This window comes from Streptomyces sp. NPDC013317 (assembly GCF_055563155.1).
The window spans coordinates 106756-122186 of record NZ_JBVHDX010000005.1 but is presented as its reverse complement, the minus strand read 5'-3'; the positions used below and the strand labels follow the sequence as shown (position 1 = coordinate 122186).

General features: G+C 71.3%; 13 protein-coding genes. 5 read left to right on the top strand and 8 right to left on the bottom strand.

Annotated features, from left to right (window positions below; all coding sequences use genetic code 11):
* Positions 1 to 61 precede the first annotated feature (61 nt).
* Entirely contained in the window at positions 62 to 1414 is a 1353-nt protein-coding gene (locus ACZ3IJ_RS16130) for a class II 3-deoxy-7-phosphoheptulonate synthase (RefSeq protein ID WP_467468586.1), read from the bottom strand.
* A 169-nt stretch (positions 1415 to 1583) separates the two neighbouring features.
* On the opposite strand from ACZ3IJ_RS16130, the gene ACZ3IJ_RS16125 reads away from it, so the two are divergent.
* From ACZ3IJ_RS16125 to ACZ3IJ_RS16115, 3 genes are all read left to right on the top strand, one after another.
* Positions 1584 to 4385, top strand: a complete 2802-nt coding sequence (locus tag ACZ3IJ_RS16125; RefSeq protein WP_467468584.1) for an N-acetylmuramoyl-L-alanine amidase — start codon at positions 1584 to 1586, stop codon at positions 4383 to 4385.
* Between the two features lie 101 nt (positions 4386 to 4486).
* Positions 4487 to 4543 (top strand): trp operon leader peptide, encoded by a 57-nt coding sequence (locus ACZ3IJ_RS16120; protein ID WP_078513512.1) that lies wholly within the window; start codon positions 4487 to 4489, stop codon positions 4541 to 4543.
* Between the two features lie 99 nt (positions 4544 to 4642).
* Complete coding sequence (locus ACZ3IJ_RS16115) at positions 4643 to 6583, top strand: anthranilate synthase family protein (protein WP_467468582.1); 1941 nt, start codon at positions 4643 to 4645, stop codon at positions 6581 to 6583.
* Positions 6584 to 6769: 186 nt separating this feature from the next.
* On the opposite strand, the gene ACZ3IJ_RS16110 is transcribed toward ACZ3IJ_RS16115, so the two are convergent.
* The 5 genes from ACZ3IJ_RS16110 to ACZ3IJ_RS16090 all read right to left on the bottom strand — a co-directional run bounded on the left by ACZ3IJ_RS16110 (position 6770) and on the right by ACZ3IJ_RS16090 (position 11815).
* Positions 6770 to 7771, bottom strand: coding sequence for a 2-hydroxyacid dehydrogenase (locus ACZ3IJ_RS16110; protein ID WP_467468580.1), 1002 nt, complete (start codon positions 7769 to 7771; stop codon positions 6770 to 6772).
* A 175-nt stretch (positions 7772 to 7946) separates the two neighbouring features.
* Positions 7947 to 8975 (bottom strand): 6-phosphofructokinase, encoded by a 1029-nt coding sequence (locus ACZ3IJ_RS16105; protein WP_467468578.1) that lies wholly within the window; start codon positions 8973 to 8975, stop codon positions 7947 to 7949.
* A gap of 161 nt (positions 8976 to 9136) precedes the next feature.
* Positions 9137 to 9823: a response regulator gene (locus ACZ3IJ_RS16100; protein ID WP_467468577.1), complete on the bottom strand. Its 687-nt coding sequence runs from the start codon at positions 9821 to 9823 to the stop codon at positions 9137 to 9139.
* Entirely contained in the window at positions 9820 to 11046 is a 1227-nt protein-coding gene (gene macS, locus ACZ3IJ_RS16095) for a MacS family sensor histidine kinase (RefSeq protein WP_467468575.1), read from the bottom strand. Before macS ends, ACZ3IJ_RS16100 begins: the two co-directional genes overlap by 4 nt.
* 37 nt (positions 11047 to 11083) lie before the next feature.
* Complete coding sequence (locus ACZ3IJ_RS16090) at positions 11084 to 11815, bottom strand: lysophospholipid acyltransferase family protein (protein ID WP_361433551.1); 732 nt, start codon at positions 11813 to 11815, stop codon at positions 11084 to 11086.
* Positions 11816 to 12040: 225 nt separating this feature from the next.
* Here ACZ3IJ_RS16090 and ACZ3IJ_RS16085 point away from each other — a divergent pair, with 225 nt between their 5' ends.
* Together ACZ3IJ_RS16085 and ACZ3IJ_RS16080 are read left to right on the top strand one after the other, a co-directional pair.
* Complete coding sequence (locus ACZ3IJ_RS16085) at positions 12041 to 12823, top strand: alpha/beta hydrolase (protein ID WP_467468573.1); 783 nt, start codon at positions 12041 to 12043, stop codon at positions 12821 to 12823.
* Entirely contained in the window at positions 12816 to 13499 is a 684-nt protein-coding gene (locus ACZ3IJ_RS16080) for a hypothetical protein (RefSeq protein WP_467468571.1), read from the top strand. The genes ACZ3IJ_RS16085 and ACZ3IJ_RS16080 overlap by 8 nt, the downstream gene beginning before the upstream one ends.
* Positions 13500 to 13659: 160 nt before the next feature.
* Here the strand turns inward: ACZ3IJ_RS16080 and ACZ3IJ_RS16075 are convergent, their stop codons facing one another.
* Both ACZ3IJ_RS16075 and ACZ3IJ_RS16070 read right to left on the bottom strand, forming a co-directional pair.
* Positions 13660 to 14403: an endonuclease/exonuclease/phosphatase family protein gene (locus ACZ3IJ_RS16075; RefSeq protein WP_467468569.1), complete on the bottom strand. Its 744-nt coding sequence runs from the start codon at positions 14401 to 14403 to the stop codon at positions 13660 to 13662.
* Positions 14404 to 14477: 74 nt separating this feature from the next.
* Positions 14478 to 15419: an ROK family glucokinase gene (locus ACZ3IJ_RS16070; RefSeq protein ID WP_391797811.1), complete on the bottom strand. Its 942-nt coding sequence runs from the start codon at positions 15417 to 15419 to the stop codon at positions 14478 to 14480.
* Positions 15420 to 15431: the final 12 nt, after the last annotated feature.

Sequence of the window (15431 nt, the reverse complement as noted above, 5' to 3'; positions counted from 1 at the left end):
CTCCTCACGACGATGGGGCGCGGATCACATGGATCCGCGCCCCATCGTCGTACGAAGCTACTTACTGATCGCGGTACATCTCCGCCACCAGGAACGCCAGGTCCAGGGACTGGCTGCGGTTCAGGCGCGGGTCGCAGGCCGTCTCGTAGCGCTGGTGCAGGTCGTCGACGAAGATCTCGTCGCCGCCGCCCACGCACTCGGTGACGTCGTCACCGGTGAGCTCGACATGGATGCCGCCCGGGTGCGTACCGAGGCTCTTGTGGACCTCGAAGAAGCCCTTGACCTCGTCGAGCACGTCGTCGAAGCGCCGGGTCTTGTGGCCGGAGGCCGCCTCGAAGGTGTTGCCGTGCATCGGGTCGGTGACCCAGGCGACGGTCGCGCCCGAGGCGGTGACCTTCTCGACCAGCTCCGGAAGCTTGTCCCGGACCTTGTCGGCGCCCATGCGGACGATGAAGGTGAGCCGGCCGGGCTCGCGCTCCGGGTCGAGCCGGTCGATGTACGTCAGCGCGTCGTCGACCGAGGTCGTCGGGCCGAGCTTGATGCCGATCGGGTTCGCGATCCGCGAGGCGAACTCGATGTGGGCGTGGTCCAGCTGGCGGGTGCGCTCACCGATCCAGACCATGTGGCCGGAGGTGTCGTACAGCTTGCCGGTACGCGAGTCCGTACGCGTGAGGGCGCCCTCGTAGTCGAGCAGCAGCGCCTCGTGGGAGGCGTAGAACTCGACGGCCTTGAACTCGGCCGGGTCGGTGCCGCAGGCCTTCATGAAGTTCAGCGCGTTGTCGATCTCGCGCGCCAGCTGCTCGTAGCGCTGACCCGAGGGGGACGACTTCACGAAGTCCTGGTTCCAGGCGTGCACCTGGCGCAGGTCGGCGTAGCCGCCGGTCGTGAAGGCGCGCACCAGGTTGAGCGTGGAGGCGGAGGCGTTGTACATCCGCTTCAGGCGCTCGGGGTCCGGGACGCGGGCCTTCTCGTTGAAGTCGAAGCCGTTGACCGAGTCGCCGCGGTACGTCGGCAGGGTCACGCCGTCGCGGGTCTCGGTCCCCTTGGAGCGGGGCTTGGAGTACTGCCCGGCGATCCGGCCGACCTTGACGACGGGCACGGAGGCCGCGTACGTCAGGACGGCGCTCATCTGGAGCAGCGTCTTGAGCTTGGCACGGATGTGGTCGGCGGACACGGCGTCGAAGGCCTCGGCGCAGTCGCCGCCCTGGAGCAGGAACGCCTCGCCACGGGCGACGGCTCCCATGCGGGCGCGCAGCTGATCGCACTCGCCCGCGAAGACGAGCGGCGGATACGACTCGAGGTCCGCGATCACATCGCGCAGAGCCTCGGCATCGGGGTACTCGGGCTGCTGCGCCGCGGGAAGGTCTCGCCAGGTGTTGCCACCGGTTGCGGTGGTCTTAGCGTTCACGGTCACAACCACCACATTACGGTGTCCGGCGGCTTGTCCAGGGACGCGCCCATTGAGTGAGACGCGCGCCCGAAATGTCCGTGGGCGATGATCGCGCCTCGAACGGGTGTTACCCTCACGCGCGTTCAAACACGTGTTTAAACATCTGAGGCCTAAATACTTCACAGGGGTGGGCGTGAGCCAGGGGCACCGCAGGGACCGCAAAAAGAGACGGCTGCTTTACGGTGCGGCGGCGGCGATCGTCGCCACCGCCACGATCGGCACGATCGCCGTGGCGTCGCCGGGGATCCTCGGCGCATCGGACGACAAGCCCGGCGCAGAAACGTCGCTGCAGACGCAGTTCGCGGAGGCGGCGGCGGAGTTCGACGTCCCGCAGAGCGTGCTGATGGCGGTGTCGTACCGGCAGACGCGGTGGGAGTCCCACGACGGGGAGCCGAGCACGACGGGGGCGTACAACGTCATGGGGTTGACGGACGTCGACCCTGAGGACGTGGAGCCCGACGCGGACGAGCACCGCGTCGAGCACATGAACCGCAGCGGCGATCCGCGCATCGAGAAGAAGTTCGACGCCCAGAAGGCACTGCGCGCGCTGCCGAAGGAGACGGTCGACACCGACGACCCGCGGCTGCACACGCTGGACAAGGCCGCTGAGCTGGTCGACGGCTCCGCCGAGGCGGTCCAGAACGACTCCGCCGAGTCCATCCGGGCCGGCGCGGCGCTCCTCGCGGAGTACCAGAAGCAGGCCGGCGCCGAACTGTCCGACGAGGCGGGCGCCTGGTACCCCGCCGTCGCGCGCTACAGCCAGTCGCCCGACAAGAAGGGCGCCGACCTCTTCGCGAAGCGCGTCTTCGAGTCGATCAAGACGGGTGAGCAGGAGCTCACCACGAGTGGCGAACTCGTCACGCTCCCCGCCGATCCGTCGGTCGAACCGGTGAAGCCGTCCAACGTGCCGCTCGCCGCCGCCTTCGCCGACACGACGGACGCCCCGGCCATCGAGTGCCCGACGGGCCTCCCGTGCGACTTCAAGCCCGCTGCGTACTCGCAGAACGACGGGAACTACAACCTCGCCAGCCGCCCCGCCAACGGCTTCGACATCCGCCAGATCATCATTCATGACACCGAGGGCGGCTACGCGGGCTCTCTGGCGGTCTTCCAGAACCCGGCGTCGTACGCGAGCGCGCACTACCTGATCCGGGCCTCGGACGGCCAGGTCACGCAGATGGTGGCGACGAAGAACGAGGCGTGGCACGCGGGCAACAAGACCGCGAACATGCACTCGATCGGCATCGAGCACGAGGGCTACGCCATCAAGGCGGGCAGCTGGTACACCGAGCCGCAGTACGAGTCCTCCGCGGCCGTGGTCAAGTACCTGGCCAACAAGTACGGCATCCCGTTGGACCGTGAGCACATCATCGCCCACGACGAGATCCCGGGCGTCCTCGACGCCAAGGTGCGGGGGATGCACTGGGACCCGGGCCCGTTCTGGGACTGGAACCACTACATGTCGCTGATGGGCGCCCCCACCGGCGCGGGCGGCGCGGGCGGCCTGCTCAAGACCGGCCAGCTCGTGCGTGTCGTGCCCCCCTTCACCACGGCGAACCAGCCGACGCTGACGTACGGCGGCAACGCCGTGGCGACGCAGCCGGCGAACTTCGGCTACCTGTACAGCGAGCCTGTCGCCGACCCGGCCAAGGCGCTGACCGATCCGTACCTGGGCACGCAGACCTGGTCCGAGGGCCCCAACTGGGCAAACAAGGTCGTCGCGGGCGGCAAGTACGTGGTCGCCGAGGCCCGGACGGACTGGACCGCGATCTGGTACGGCGGCAAGAAGGCCTGGTTCCGCAATCCGGGCGGTCAGTTCACCGCGCCGGTCGGCAGCACCTCCCAGACCGCGGTGACGGCCAAGGCCGGAGCGACGTCGATCCCGATCTACGGGCGCGCGTACCCCGAGGACGCCGCCTACACGGGCACGGGCGTCCCGGTCCAGTCGGAGAACTCCGCCTCCCTGACGAAGTACAGCCTCCCGGCGGGACAGGCCTACGCGAAGGCGGGCGTGTCGTCTCCCGGCGACTACTACTTCAGCGCGTACAACACCGACGGCACGCTGGTCTCGGGGAAGACGAACCTCTTCACGCCGATCCGCTACAACCACCGCATCGCCTGGGTCAGGACCAGCGACATCCAGGAGATCGGCACCACCGCGCCGGCGACCGCCACCAACCGCTACAACCTCCTCGCCCGTGACGCCTCCGGTGTGCTCTACCAGTACCAGGGCACCGGCAGCGCCACCGCGCCGTTCCTGACCCGGTACCGCGTCGGCAGCGGGTGGAACATGTTCAACGCCATCACCCCGATGACCGCGCTGCGCGCGGACGGGACCGGGGACATGGTCGGCCGGGACGCCGCCGGCGTGCTCTGGTACTACCAGGGCACCGGCAATCCCTCCTCCCCCTTCAAGGCCCGGCTCAAGACCGGGGGCGGCTGGCAGATCTACGACCGGATCGTCGGCGCCCGTGACCTGAGCGGGGACTCCATACCGGACCTGATCGCCCGCGAGAAGTCCGGCATGCTCTGGTTCTACAAGGGCACGGGGAACCCCGCCTCGCCGTTCGCCGCGCGCACCAAGGTCGGTGCGGGCTGGCAGACGTACAACCAGCTCGTCAGCACCGGTGACCTGAACGCCGACGGCAAGGCCGACCTCGTGGCCCGCGACACCGCCGGGACCCTGTGGTTCTACAAGGGCACCGGCAGCACCACCGCCCCGTACGCCGCCCGCGTGCAGGTCGGCAGCGGCTGGCAGACGTACAACCAGCTCGTCGGTCCGAGCGACCTGAACGCCGACGGCAAGGTCGACCTCATCGGCCGCGACGGCGCCGGGGTCCTCTGGTACTACAAGGGCACCGGCAGCGCCACCGCCCCGTTCGCCGCCCGCACCAAGGTCGGCAGCGGCTGGCAGACCTACAACCTGATCTTCTGATCCCGGTTCCGGACCGCCCGCACGGCTGAGGGGCCCGGTTCGCACCGTCCGCGGTGTGAACCGGGCCCCTCGCCGATGCCCGGCTGCGTTACAGTGCAGGCATGTTCGCGCAGACGACTCAGAACTGGTGGTGGACCGCTCATCCGGCGGCCCACTGACTGCGCGTACCTCCACGACACGCAAAGGCCGCCCCGAGGGGCGGCCTTCCGCGTTTCCCAGGGCCGTTCCTCTCCGATCCACCGGAAGGAACACGCACCATGGCCCTGGACCTGGACCTGGACCTGTCCCGTCTCCTCGACGACTCCTGCCCGCCCTTCGCCCTGATCCGCAGGCGCACCCCCGGCCGCGACCACGACACCGTCGAGGTGCTGATCGGCCCGGTCCGGGAGGCCGAGCGGCTCGCCGAGCTGCCCGTCGGGGCGCTGCCGACGCTCGCCCTCGTGCCGTTCCGGCAGATCCGCGAGCGCGGCTTCGACGTGCGCGACGACGGCACCCCGCTCTCCGTGCTCGTCGCCGAGGAGGCGTACGAGCTGCCGCTCGCCGACGCGCTCGCCCAGCTCCCGGCGCACGCCGTCCGTGTCGAGGGCGGCGGGTTCGACGTGTCGGACGAGGCGTACGCCGAGACGGTGCGGCGGGTGATCGACGAGGAGATCGGCGCCGGTGAGGGCGCCAACTTCGTCATCCGCCGGACCTACACCGGGGAGATCCCGGGCTTCGGGCGGGCGGACGCGCTCGCGCTGTTCCGGCGGCTCCTGGCCGGTGAGCGGGGCGCGTACTGGACGTTCGTCGTTCACACCGGCGACCGGACCCTCGTCGGGGCGAGCCCGGAGGTGCACGTCCGGATGTCGGGCGGAACGGTCGTCATGAACCCGATCAGCGGGACGTACCGCTACCCGGCCGGGGCGGCGCCCACCCCGGAGGATCTGCTGACGTTCCTGGCCGACCGCAAGGAGACCGAAGAGCTCTCCATGGTGGTCGACGAGGAGCTGAAGATGATGTGCACGGTCGGCGACATGGGCGGTGTGGTGGTCGGGCCACGGCTCAAGGAGATGGCGCACCTCGCGCACACCGAGTACGAGCTGCGGGGCCGTTCGTCCCTCGACGTGCGGGAGGTGCTGCGGGAGACGATGTTCGCGGCGACCGTCACGGGGTCGCCGGTGCAGAACGCCTGCCGGGTGATCGAGCGGCACGAGGCCGGGGGGCGCGGCTACTACGCGGGGGCTCTGGCCCTGCTCGGCACCGACGGGAGCGGGGCGCAGACCCTGGACTCCCCCATCCTGATCCGGACCGCCGACATCTCCGGGGACGGGCGGCTGCGGGTGCCGGTGGGCGCGACGCTGGTACGGCACTCCGACCCGGCGGGAGAGGTCGCCGAGACGCACGCCAAGGTGGCGGGCGTGCTCGCCGCGCTGGGGGTGCGGGAGGGCCGGCCGCGTGACGAGTCGCCGGTCGCTCCGCGGCTGGCGGACGATCCGCGGGTGCGGGCGGCGCTGGACGCCCGGAGGGCGGACCTGGCGCCGTTCTGGCTGCGGATGCAGGAGCGTTCGGCCGAGCTGACCGGCCACGCGCTGGTGATCGACGCAGAGGACACCTTCACCGCGATGCTGGCGCATCTGCTGCGCTCGTCCGGTCTGGAGGTCTCCGTCGTCCGCTACGACGAGCCGGGGCTGCGGGAGCTCGCGCTCTCCCACCGTGGCCCGGTGGTGCTCGGCCCCGGGCCGGGGGATCCGTCGGACGCCGCCGATCCGAAGATGCGCTTCCTGCGGGGGCTGACGGCCGATCTCGTCCGGGACCACCGGCACGGGCCCGCACGTCACCCGGCCACCACCCCTGATCGAGGCCCTTCGGGCCGCCCCTGTCTCTTGGGCGTCTGCCTCGGTCATGAGCTGATCGCGGCCGAACTGGGCCTGGAGATCGTCCGAAAGCGCACCCCGTTCCAGGGGGCGCAGGTGCGCATCGATCTCTTCGGGCAGGAGCAGACGGTCGGCTTCTACAACAGCTTCACGGCCCGCTGCGACGACCGGACCGCCACCGAACTGGCCCTGCACCGCATCGAGGTGAGCCGGGACGGGGAGACTGACGAGGTCCACGCGCTCCGCGGCCCCGGTTTCGCGGGCGTCCAGTTCCACCCGGAGTCGGTGCTGACGATGGAGGGGGCGGCGGTGACGGCGTCCCTGCTCGCCGGGGTGCTGGTCTAGGGCCTGTCTTTCGGATCAGGCCGGATCAGGGAGCGGCGTCTGGTACGTGCGATCGCAAGGCGGAGGATGGGGCTCCCCCCGGCCGCAGGCTGGGGGAGAGTCCACGCGGAGCGTCGACGACCGACGACAACGCGGCGAGCGCGCGTGCCAGGCGTCGCGAGCCCGGCATGATCCGAAAGACAGGCCCTAGGAGGCGGCGGCCGGGACCAGGACGTTCTCGCTGCGCCGCCCGGCGGTGTAGTCGAGGACGTTCTGGACGGTCGTGTCGATGATCTGACCGACCGCGTCGACCGTGTAGTACGCCTGGTGCGAGGTGACCACCACGTTCGGGAAGGTCACCAGGCGGGCCAGGGTGTCGTCCTCGACGACCTCCAGCGACCTGTCGAGGAAGAAGAGCCCGGCCTCCGCCTCGTACACGTCGAGTCCCACGCCGGTGAACCGGCCGGCGCGGAGCTCGGCCACCAGCGCGTCGGTGTCGACGAGGCCGCCGCGGCTGGAGTTCACGAGGATGGCGTCGTCCTTCATCGTCCTGAGCGCGGCGGCGTCGAGGAGGTGCCGGGTGGCGGGGAGCAACGGCACGTGGAGGCTGACGAGGTCGGACTCGGCGAGGAGCCGCTCCTTCTCGACGTACTTCATGCCGAGTTCGAGACACGCGGGGTTCTCGGCGACGTCCCAGCCGAGCAGGCGCATGCCGAAGCCGTGGGCGATCCGGGTGAACGCCTCGCCGATCTTCCCGGTGCCGAGGACGCCGACCGTACGGCCGCGCAGGTCACGGCCCATCAGTCCGTCGAGCCGGAAGTCGAAGTCGCGGGTCCGGTTGGAGGCGCGGACGATCCGCCGGTTCACGGCCATGGCCAGGGTCCAGGCGAACTCGGCGACGGAGTACGGGGAGTAGTACGAGACGCGGGCGACGGTCAGGCCGAGCCGCTCGGCGACGTCGAGGTCGATGTTGTTGAAGCCGGTGGAGCGCTGGGCGATGAGCTTCGTGCCGCCGGCGGCGAGGGTGCGCAGGACACCCTCGCCGAGGTCGGCGTTGACGCTCGTGGAGACGATCTCGTGGCCCGTCGCGATACGGGCGGTGACCTCGGTGAGGAACACGTCCAGGCAGCGGACGTCGTGGAGGCCGGCGAAGGCCTTCTCGATCAGCGGCTTCTCGTCGGCCTGCACACCGAATGCCAGGATGTCCACGGATCCCCTCCCGGGGTTCGCCGGAATTGTCGGGTAACGGCGAATATACGACCCCGGGAGTGGTGCGCGCCGCAGGCCGGGACGGCCGACCGGGCCGACGGTGCCGGCCGGCCGGAACACCGGCGGCTCGCCGGCCCCGTCGGCCCCGCGACGCCGGTGCCGGTGCCGGGGCCGCTCAGCCGAAGAAGACGCCCACCTCCGCGTACAGCTCCGGATCGACCGTCTTCAGCCGCGCGGTGGCCTCGGCGATGGGGACGCGGACGACGTCGGTGCCACGCAGGGCGACCATCTGCCCCCAGGCCCCGTCGCGGACCGCGTCGATGGCGTGCAGACCGAACCGGGTGGCGAGCCAGCGGTCGAAGGCGCTGGGCGTGCCGCCGCGCTGCACATGACCGAGGACGGTGGTCCTGGCCTCGTGGCCCGTCCGCTTCTCGATCTCCTTGGCGAGCCACTCGCCCACACCGGAGAGCCGGACGTGGCCGTACGAGTCGAGCGTGCCGTCCTTGAGGACCATGTCGCCGTCCTGCGGCATCGCCCCCTCGGCGACCACCACGATCGGGGCGTAGGTGGCCGTGAAGCGGGAGGTGACCCAGGCGCAGACCTGGTCGAGGTCGAAGCGCTGCTCGGGGATGAGGATGACGTTGGCGCCGCCCGCGAGACCGGAGTGCAGCGCGATCCAGCCGGCGTGACGGCCCATCACCTCGACCACCAGGACCCGCATGTGGGACTCGGCGGTGGTGTGCAGCCGGTCGATCGCCTCGGTGGCGATGCCGACGGCCGTGTCGAAGCCGAAGGTGTAGTCGGTGGCGGACAGGTCGTTGTCGATCGTCTTGGGGACGCCCACGCAGCGGACGCCGTACTCGTCGACCAGCCGGGCGGCCGCGCCGAGGGTGTCCTCGCCCCCGATCGCGATCAGCGCGTCGATCTCGAACTTGGCGAGGTTCTCCTTGATCCGGCGGATGCCGTTCTCGGCGGTGAGCGGATTGGTGCGGGAGGAGCCGAGGATCGTGCCGCCGCGCGGCAGGATGCCCCGGACGGTGGGGATGTCGAGCGGTACGGCGACGCCTTCCAGGGGGCCGCGCCAGCCGTCACGGAAGCCGGTGAACTCGTAGTCGTACTCCTGGACGCCCTTGCGGACGATGGCGCGGATGACCGCGTTGAGACCGGGGCAGTCGCCGCCTCCGGTCAGTACGCCGACGCGCATGGACCTCTCCTTCGCCGTGCGGACGGGATGCGCGACCCACGCTAGTAGTGACGTGGGTCACTTCGACACGGCACGGAGGGTGAATTGTCCTGCGCCGTACGGGCGTACGGCTCCGTGCCCGGGCGCCCGGGCACGGCTGCGCAAGGGCCTCGGCGGCGGCCTCAGGCGTCGTCGAGACCGCGCTCGATCGCGTACCGGACGAGCTCCACCCGGTTGTGCAGCTGGAGCTTGCCGAGCGTGTTCTGGACGTGGTTCTGCACGGTCCGGTGCGAGATCACCAGACGTTCGGCGATCTGCTTGTAGCTCAGGCCCTTGGCCACGAGCCGCAGCACCTCCGTCTCACGCTCGGTCAGCTCGGGCGCCTTGGGCTCGTCCCCGCCGGCGGCCGGAGCGGGCTCGGAGGCCAGCCTGCGGTACTCGCCGAGGACCAGGCCCGCGAGCCCGGGGGTGAAGACGGGGTCGCCCGCCGCCGTGCGGCGTACCGCGTCGATCAGCTCGGCCGTGCTGGCCGACTTCAGCAGATAGCCGGTGGCGCCGGACTTGACCGCCTCCAGGACGTCGGCGTGCTCGCCGCTCGCGGAGAGCACCAGGACCCGCAGCGCGGGCATGGCGGCGACCAGCTCCTTGCAGACCTGGACCCCCGGCTTGGCGGGCAGGTTGAGGTCGAGGACGAGCACGTCCGGGCCGACCGCCCCGGCGCGCCGCACGGCCTGCTCGCCGTCGCCCGCGGTGGCCACCACGTCGAACCCGGCCTCGGCCAGGTCGCGGGCGACCGCGTCCCGCCACATCGGATGGTCGTCGACGACCATCACCTTGATCCGCTGCTGCTCGATCTGCTGCTCGCTCATCTCGTTCCCGCCTTCCCCCGTGCGTCCGTCGGGCGTGTGCCCCTCGGGACCTTCAGTTCCACTTCCGTGCCCTGGCCCGGTACCGAGATCAGCTCGGCCGTGCCGCCCAGGTCGCGCAGTCTGCCGCGGATGGAGAGCGCGACGCCCATCCGTCCCTCGCCCTCCGCCTGCGCGAGCCGCCCCTCCGGGATGCCCGGCCCGTCGTCCCGTACCGTCACGATCACCTCGTCCGGCCAGTCCTCGACGAGGATCCACGCCCGCGCGTCCCCGCCCGCGTGCACCCGGACGTTGTCCAGGGCGGCTCCGACGGCGGCGGCCAGCTCACGGCCGGCGGCCCGCGGCAGCAGGACCGGGGCGCCCGGGTCCGAGAGCGTGACCTTCGCCCCGGCTCGCGGGACGAGCAGGGCGCGCAGATCGACCGGGGCGTCGTCGTCCGGCTCCTCGACGACGCGGACCACCGCGCCTTCGGACTCGTCCTCCGAGACGAGCGACGGCCTGTTCAGCCCGCCGGCCACCAGTGTGCGCAGGGCGATCTCCTGCTCGCCCGCCATCCGGCCCAGCTCGGCGGCCTCGCCGCCCAGCGCCGTACCGCGTCGCTGCACCATCGCCAGGACCTGCAGGACGCTGTCGTGGATGTCCCGGGCGAGGCGCTCCCGCTCCCGGGTCGCGGCCTCGATCTCCAGGGCGCGGGCGAGGGTCCGTTCGGAGGCGCGGGCGACCTCGACGACGTAGCCGATGGCGATGGACGCCACCCACACCAGCAGGACGTTGTGCAGGGTGTCCCGGGTGGGGTGGGAACGTTCGATGATGTTGGCGACGGCGACCAGCGAGGAGGCGAAGCCGGCCCAGCGCCAGCCGCCCTTGATCGCGTACGCGAGGACGGCTCCGGCGGTCCATATCGTCGGCAGCGTGGGCCCGTCGACCGACTGGGCGTGCTGGTCCGCGAGCGGGGTGAGCAGGATGCCGGTCAGCGCGACGGTGAGGTCGGCGATCAGGAAGCGCTTGGTGCAGCTGGCCGCGTTCGCCACCTTGGGCAGGGTGGCGAGGGTCCAGACGCACATGACCGCGAGGAAGGCGACGGCCACCCAGGGCCGCTCGTAGCGGTCCCGGGCGAAGACGAAGATCAGAACGGCGTAGACCATCGTTCCGACGCGGTACGCGGTCAGCGCGCGCCACAGCGGCTGCTCGACCGACATCCGCACGACACGCTCGCGCTTGGCCATCTCCCCCACCCCCCGGGCGCCCCCCGCTACGCGAGGATCAGGCGCCGGACTCTTCCCGTGCCGCGATCTCGGCCTTGACGGCCTCCTTGGCGGCCTTCTCGGCCTCCGCGATCTGGCGCTTGGCGGCCGTCGCGTAGATGTCGACGTACTCCTGGCCGGACAGCTTCATGATCTCGTACATGACCTCGTCGGTCACCGAGCGGAGGATGAAGCGGTCGCCCTCCATGCCGTGGTAACGGCTGAAGTCGAGCGGCTTGCCGATCCGGATCCCCGGGCGCATCAGCTTGGGGACGACCTTGCCGGGCGGCTGGATCTTCTCGGTGTCGATCATGGCGACCGGGATGACCGGCGCGCCGGTGGCCAGCGCCACGCGCGCGAGGCCGCCGGGCTTGCCCCGGTAGAGCCGGCCGTCGGGCGAGCGGGTGCCCTCGGGGTAGATGCCGAAGAGCCCGCCCTTCTCGATGACCTCTATGCCGGCCTTGATCGCCGCCTCGCCCGCGCCACGGGCGCCGGAGCGGTCCACGGGGAGCTGGCCGACGCCCTTGAAGAAGGCGGCGGTGAGCTTGCCCTTCACTCCGGGCGAGGTGAAGTACTCGGCCTTGGCGATGAAGGTGACCTTGCGGTCGAGGACGGCCGGCAGGAAGAAGGAGTCCGAGAAGGAGAGATGGTTGCTCGCGAGGATCGCCGGCCCTTCGGCGGGAATGTTCTCGAGGCCCTCCACCCACGGCCTGAAGGCGAGCTTCAGTGACCCTCCGATGGAGAACTTCATTGCGCCGTAGATCAACTCGAGTACCTTCCGTGTGCCGTCGGACAGACCTTATCCCGCCTTTTCGCGCCCGCCCTCGCGGGTGCGGCCGTGAGCGTGGCACCTTCCTGGATACGGACCTGGTCGGTGTCGGTCCGGTCGCGTACCGTGAAGGCCTTCCCCTTTTGTCGTCGCTTCGTCGAAGCCTCGCCCTCCGCGAAGCCGAAACCCCCCGAACAGGAGACCCCGGTGCCGGTCCTTCCCGGAGCCGAGCCGTACCGCCACGAGGGCGGCAAGGTCGGCGTCCTTCTCTGTCACGGATTCACCGGTTCCCCTCAGTCGATGCGCCCCTGGGCCGAGTACCTGGCCGAGCGCGGGCTGACGGTGTCGGTGCCACTGCTGCCCGGTCACGGCACGCGGTGGGAGGACATGCAGCTCACCACCTGGCACGACTGGTACGCGGAGGTGGACCGGGAGCTGCGCGAGCTGCTCGCCCGGTGCGAGCAGGTCTTCGTCTTCGGCCTCTCCATGGGCGGGGCGCTGGCGCTGCGCCTCGCGGCCAAGCACGGGGACGCGGTACGGGGCATGGTCCTGGTGAACCCGGGCAACAAGGTGCACGGCGTCGTGGCGCACGCGCTGCCGGTCGTCCGCCACTTCGTCCGCTCGACGAACGGCATCGCGAGTGACATCGCCAAGGAGGGCGTGACGGAGCTCGGCTACGACCGGGTGCCGCTGCACGCGGCGCACTCCCTGCGCCGGCTGTTCCAGACGGTGGATGCCGAGCTCCCCCAGGTCACGCAGCCGCTGGTGATCCTGCACAGCCCGCAGGACCATGTGGTGCCGCCCGCCGACACGGCGCGGATCCTGAGCAGGATCTCCTCGACGGACGTGACGGAGATCCTGCTGGAACAGAGTTACCACGTGGCGACGTTGGACCATGACGCGGAGCGGATTTTCGAGGAGAGCCTGGCCTTCGTGGGCCGGCTGGCTCCGGACGTGGTCGGTGAGAAGGGGAGCACGAGCGGTGGCTGAGCAGCAGGACGGGGAGCGCGGCGACCCCCAGCCCATCGACGAGGAGGCGGCCTGGGCCGCGATCGTCGCGGGGTACGGCGAGGAGCCGGCGGACCCTCCGGGGGCGAGGCCGTTCCGGTCGGTGGAGGATCTGGCGCTCCCGGAGCCGGAGGACCCCCAGGACGACGGTGACGCGGACGGCGCGGCGGACGCCGACGAGGACGAGAGCGAAGAGGACGACGAGGACGACGAGGACGGGGACGGGGACGGGGACCGCGAAGGACCCGCCAGACCCGCGCTCGGCAGCTCGGTCGTCTTCGCGCCCGGGGTGGGTGTGGGCGTGGCCGGCGGCGGCCCCCGGGACTACGAGCTCGCGGACCCGGACGCCGAGGCCGCCGCCGAGGGTGGCGGGAAGACGCGGAAGAAGGGCGACGACGACGGCGAGGGCCACTTCGTCCCGCCGGAGCCGCCACCGCTGCCGGATGCGGACACGACGACCAAGTTCGCGTGGCTGGGCGTCGTCGGCGGCCCGGTCCTCATGCTCCTCGCCGTGCTGCTCCGGTGGGACATGACCTGGTGGCTGACCACGGTGTGCGTGGGCGGCTTCCTGGGCGGCTTCGCGACGCTGGTCGCCCGGATGCGGCACGACGACGAGGACGACGACTTCGACGACCCGGGCCGCGGCGCGGTCGTGTGACGGCGTACACCCTCGCGTAGGGTGCGCACCCTCGCGTCCGGCGTACACCCTCGCGTCCGGCGCCTCACGTTCGGCCCCCGCCTCGGCCCGGCGGGGGCCGTGGCGTTTCCGGCCCGCCGCGGCCCGTCCCCGCCCGGCACGTGCTGCCGCCCGACCGGGGTCAGGAGGCCGGGATCCGTACGGCGGCCAGGACCGGCAGGTGGTCCGTGGCCGCCCGGAGGTCCGCCGGATCGAGGTCCTGCGGTACACCACAGCCCAGGAACTCCACCCCGGGCGTGGCGAGGATCGCGTCGATGCGCTGATGCGGGACCTCGGGCGTCGACGTGTACTCGCCGCCCCACGGGCTGACCGCCCAGCCGTCCTGCAGCTCCTTCGCGAGCCGGGTGAAACTCCGGCCGCCGGGGCGCTCGTTGAGGTCTCCGGCCACGATCGTGTGCGGGGCGTCCATGGCGGCCACCCGGTCCAGGAGCATCCCGGCCTGGGCGTACCGTTCCTCGCTCCGCAGACTCAGATGGCAGCTGATCAGGCCGACCCGGGCACCCGCGAAACGTACGACGGCGGTGGCGAAGCCCCGCCGGTGCAGGCCGGGGGTGAGGGGCAGCAGCACGTCCTCCGTGCGTTCCACGGTGGCCCGCAGCGAGCACATCAACAGCGGCCCGGCGGCCGTCGCGCCGCCGCTGAGCAGGACGAGTTCGCTCTTGGCGGCGAGCCGGGCGGCGTGCTTGCGCCAGCGGAAGAACCGCGGTGCCTCCTGGACGAAGACGAGGTCGGGCGCGCAGGCCCGGATGACCCGGGCGAGGGCGTCCTCGTCGTCCCGCATCGAGCGGACGTTGTAGCTGAGGACCCGGAGGACGGCCGAACCATCCGCCTCGGTACGGGAGTTGGGCAACGGGGTGATCGCCATGCCCAGCAACATACGACACCCGCCCGCCGGTCCCGGGAGGACGCGGCGGGCGGGTGTCGGTGTGGCAGGGAAAGCTAGCCCTGGCGGGCCAGGTCGGCCGCGCCGACCAGGCCGGCCTTGCCGCCGAGCTGGGCGGCGAGGACCTGGGCGTGCGGCCGCCACTGGCCGCCGATCAGCCAGCGCCGGAAGGACTTCCGGATCGGGTCGAGGACCAGCTCGCCCTCGTCGGAGACGCCTCCGCCGACGATGAAGGCGGACGGGTCGAAGAGCGAGGCGAGGTCGGCGAGGCCGGCGCCGGCCCAGCGGGCCAGCTCGCGGAAGGAGTCGACGGCCACCGGGTCGCCGGCGCGGGCGGCCTGGCTGATGTGCTTGCCCTCGATGCCCCCGACGGTGCCGTCGCCGAGGCCGAGGAGGACCTGGGCCCGCTCGGGGGTGGCGTTGGCGCGCTGCTTGGCGTACCGGACGAGCGCGCGCCCGGAGGCGTACTGCTCCCAGCAGCCCTGGCTGCCGCAGCCGCAGAGCAGACCGTCCGGGACGACCCGGATGTGGCCGAACTCCGCCGCCACGCCGAAGCGTCCGCGGCGCAGCTTGTTGCCGATGATGATGCCGCCGCCGAGGCCGGTGCCCAGCGTGATGCAGATGACGTCCTCGTGGCCCTTGCCCGCCCCGAACTTGTACTCGCCCCAGGCCGCGGCGTTCGCGTCGTTCTCGACGACGACCGGCAGACCGACCCGCTGCTCGACCTTGTCCTTCAGCGGCTCGTGCCGCCAGTCGATGTTCGGCGCGAAGAGGACGGTCGCGCGCTTGTCGTCGACGTAGCCCGCGGCACCGATGCCCACAGCCTCGATCTCGTGGCCCTTGCCGGCCTCGGAGACAGCGGCGCAGATCGCGTCGACGATGCCCTCGGGGGTCGGCGGGGTGGGCACCTTGTGCGTGTCGAGGATGTTGCCCTCCTCGTCGACCACGCCGGCCGCGATCTTCGTGCCGCCGATGTCGACGCCGATGGTGAGTCCCATGTGTCCCTCAGT

What these genes read in the sequence shown, in the direction of transcription:
- ACZ3IJ_RS16115 (WP_467468582.1), top strand. Translation starts at nt 4,643, where the DNA reads ATGGCCCTGGACCTGGACCTGGACCTGTCCCGTCTCCTCGACGACTCC.
- ACZ3IJ_RS16105 (WP_467468578.1), bottom strand. Translation starts at nt 8,975, where the DNA reads ATGCGCGTCGGCGTACTGACCGGAGGCGGCGACTGCCCCGGTCTCAAC.
- ACZ3IJ_RS16100 (WP_467468577.1), bottom strand. Translation starts at nt 9,823, where the DNA reads ATGAGCGAGCAGCAGATCGAGCAGCAGCGGATCAAGGTGATGGTCGTC.
- macS (WP_467468575.1), bottom strand. Translation starts at nt 11,046, where the DNA reads ATGGCCAAGCGCGAGCGTGTCGTGCGGATGTCGGTCGAGCAGCCGCTG.
- ACZ3IJ_RS16090 (WP_361433551.1), bottom strand. Translation starts at nt 11,815, where the DNA reads ATGAAGTTCTCCATCGGAGGGTCACTGAAGCTCGCCTTCAGGCCGTGG.
- ACZ3IJ_RS16075 (WP_467468569.1), bottom strand. Translation starts at nt 14,403, where the DNA reads ATGGCGATCACCCCGTTGCCCAACTCCCGTACCGAGGCGGATGGTTCG.
- ACZ3IJ_RS16070 (WP_391797811.1), bottom strand. Translation starts at nt 15,419, where the DNA reads ATGGGACTCACCATCGGCGTCGACATCGGCGGCACGAAGATCGCGGCC.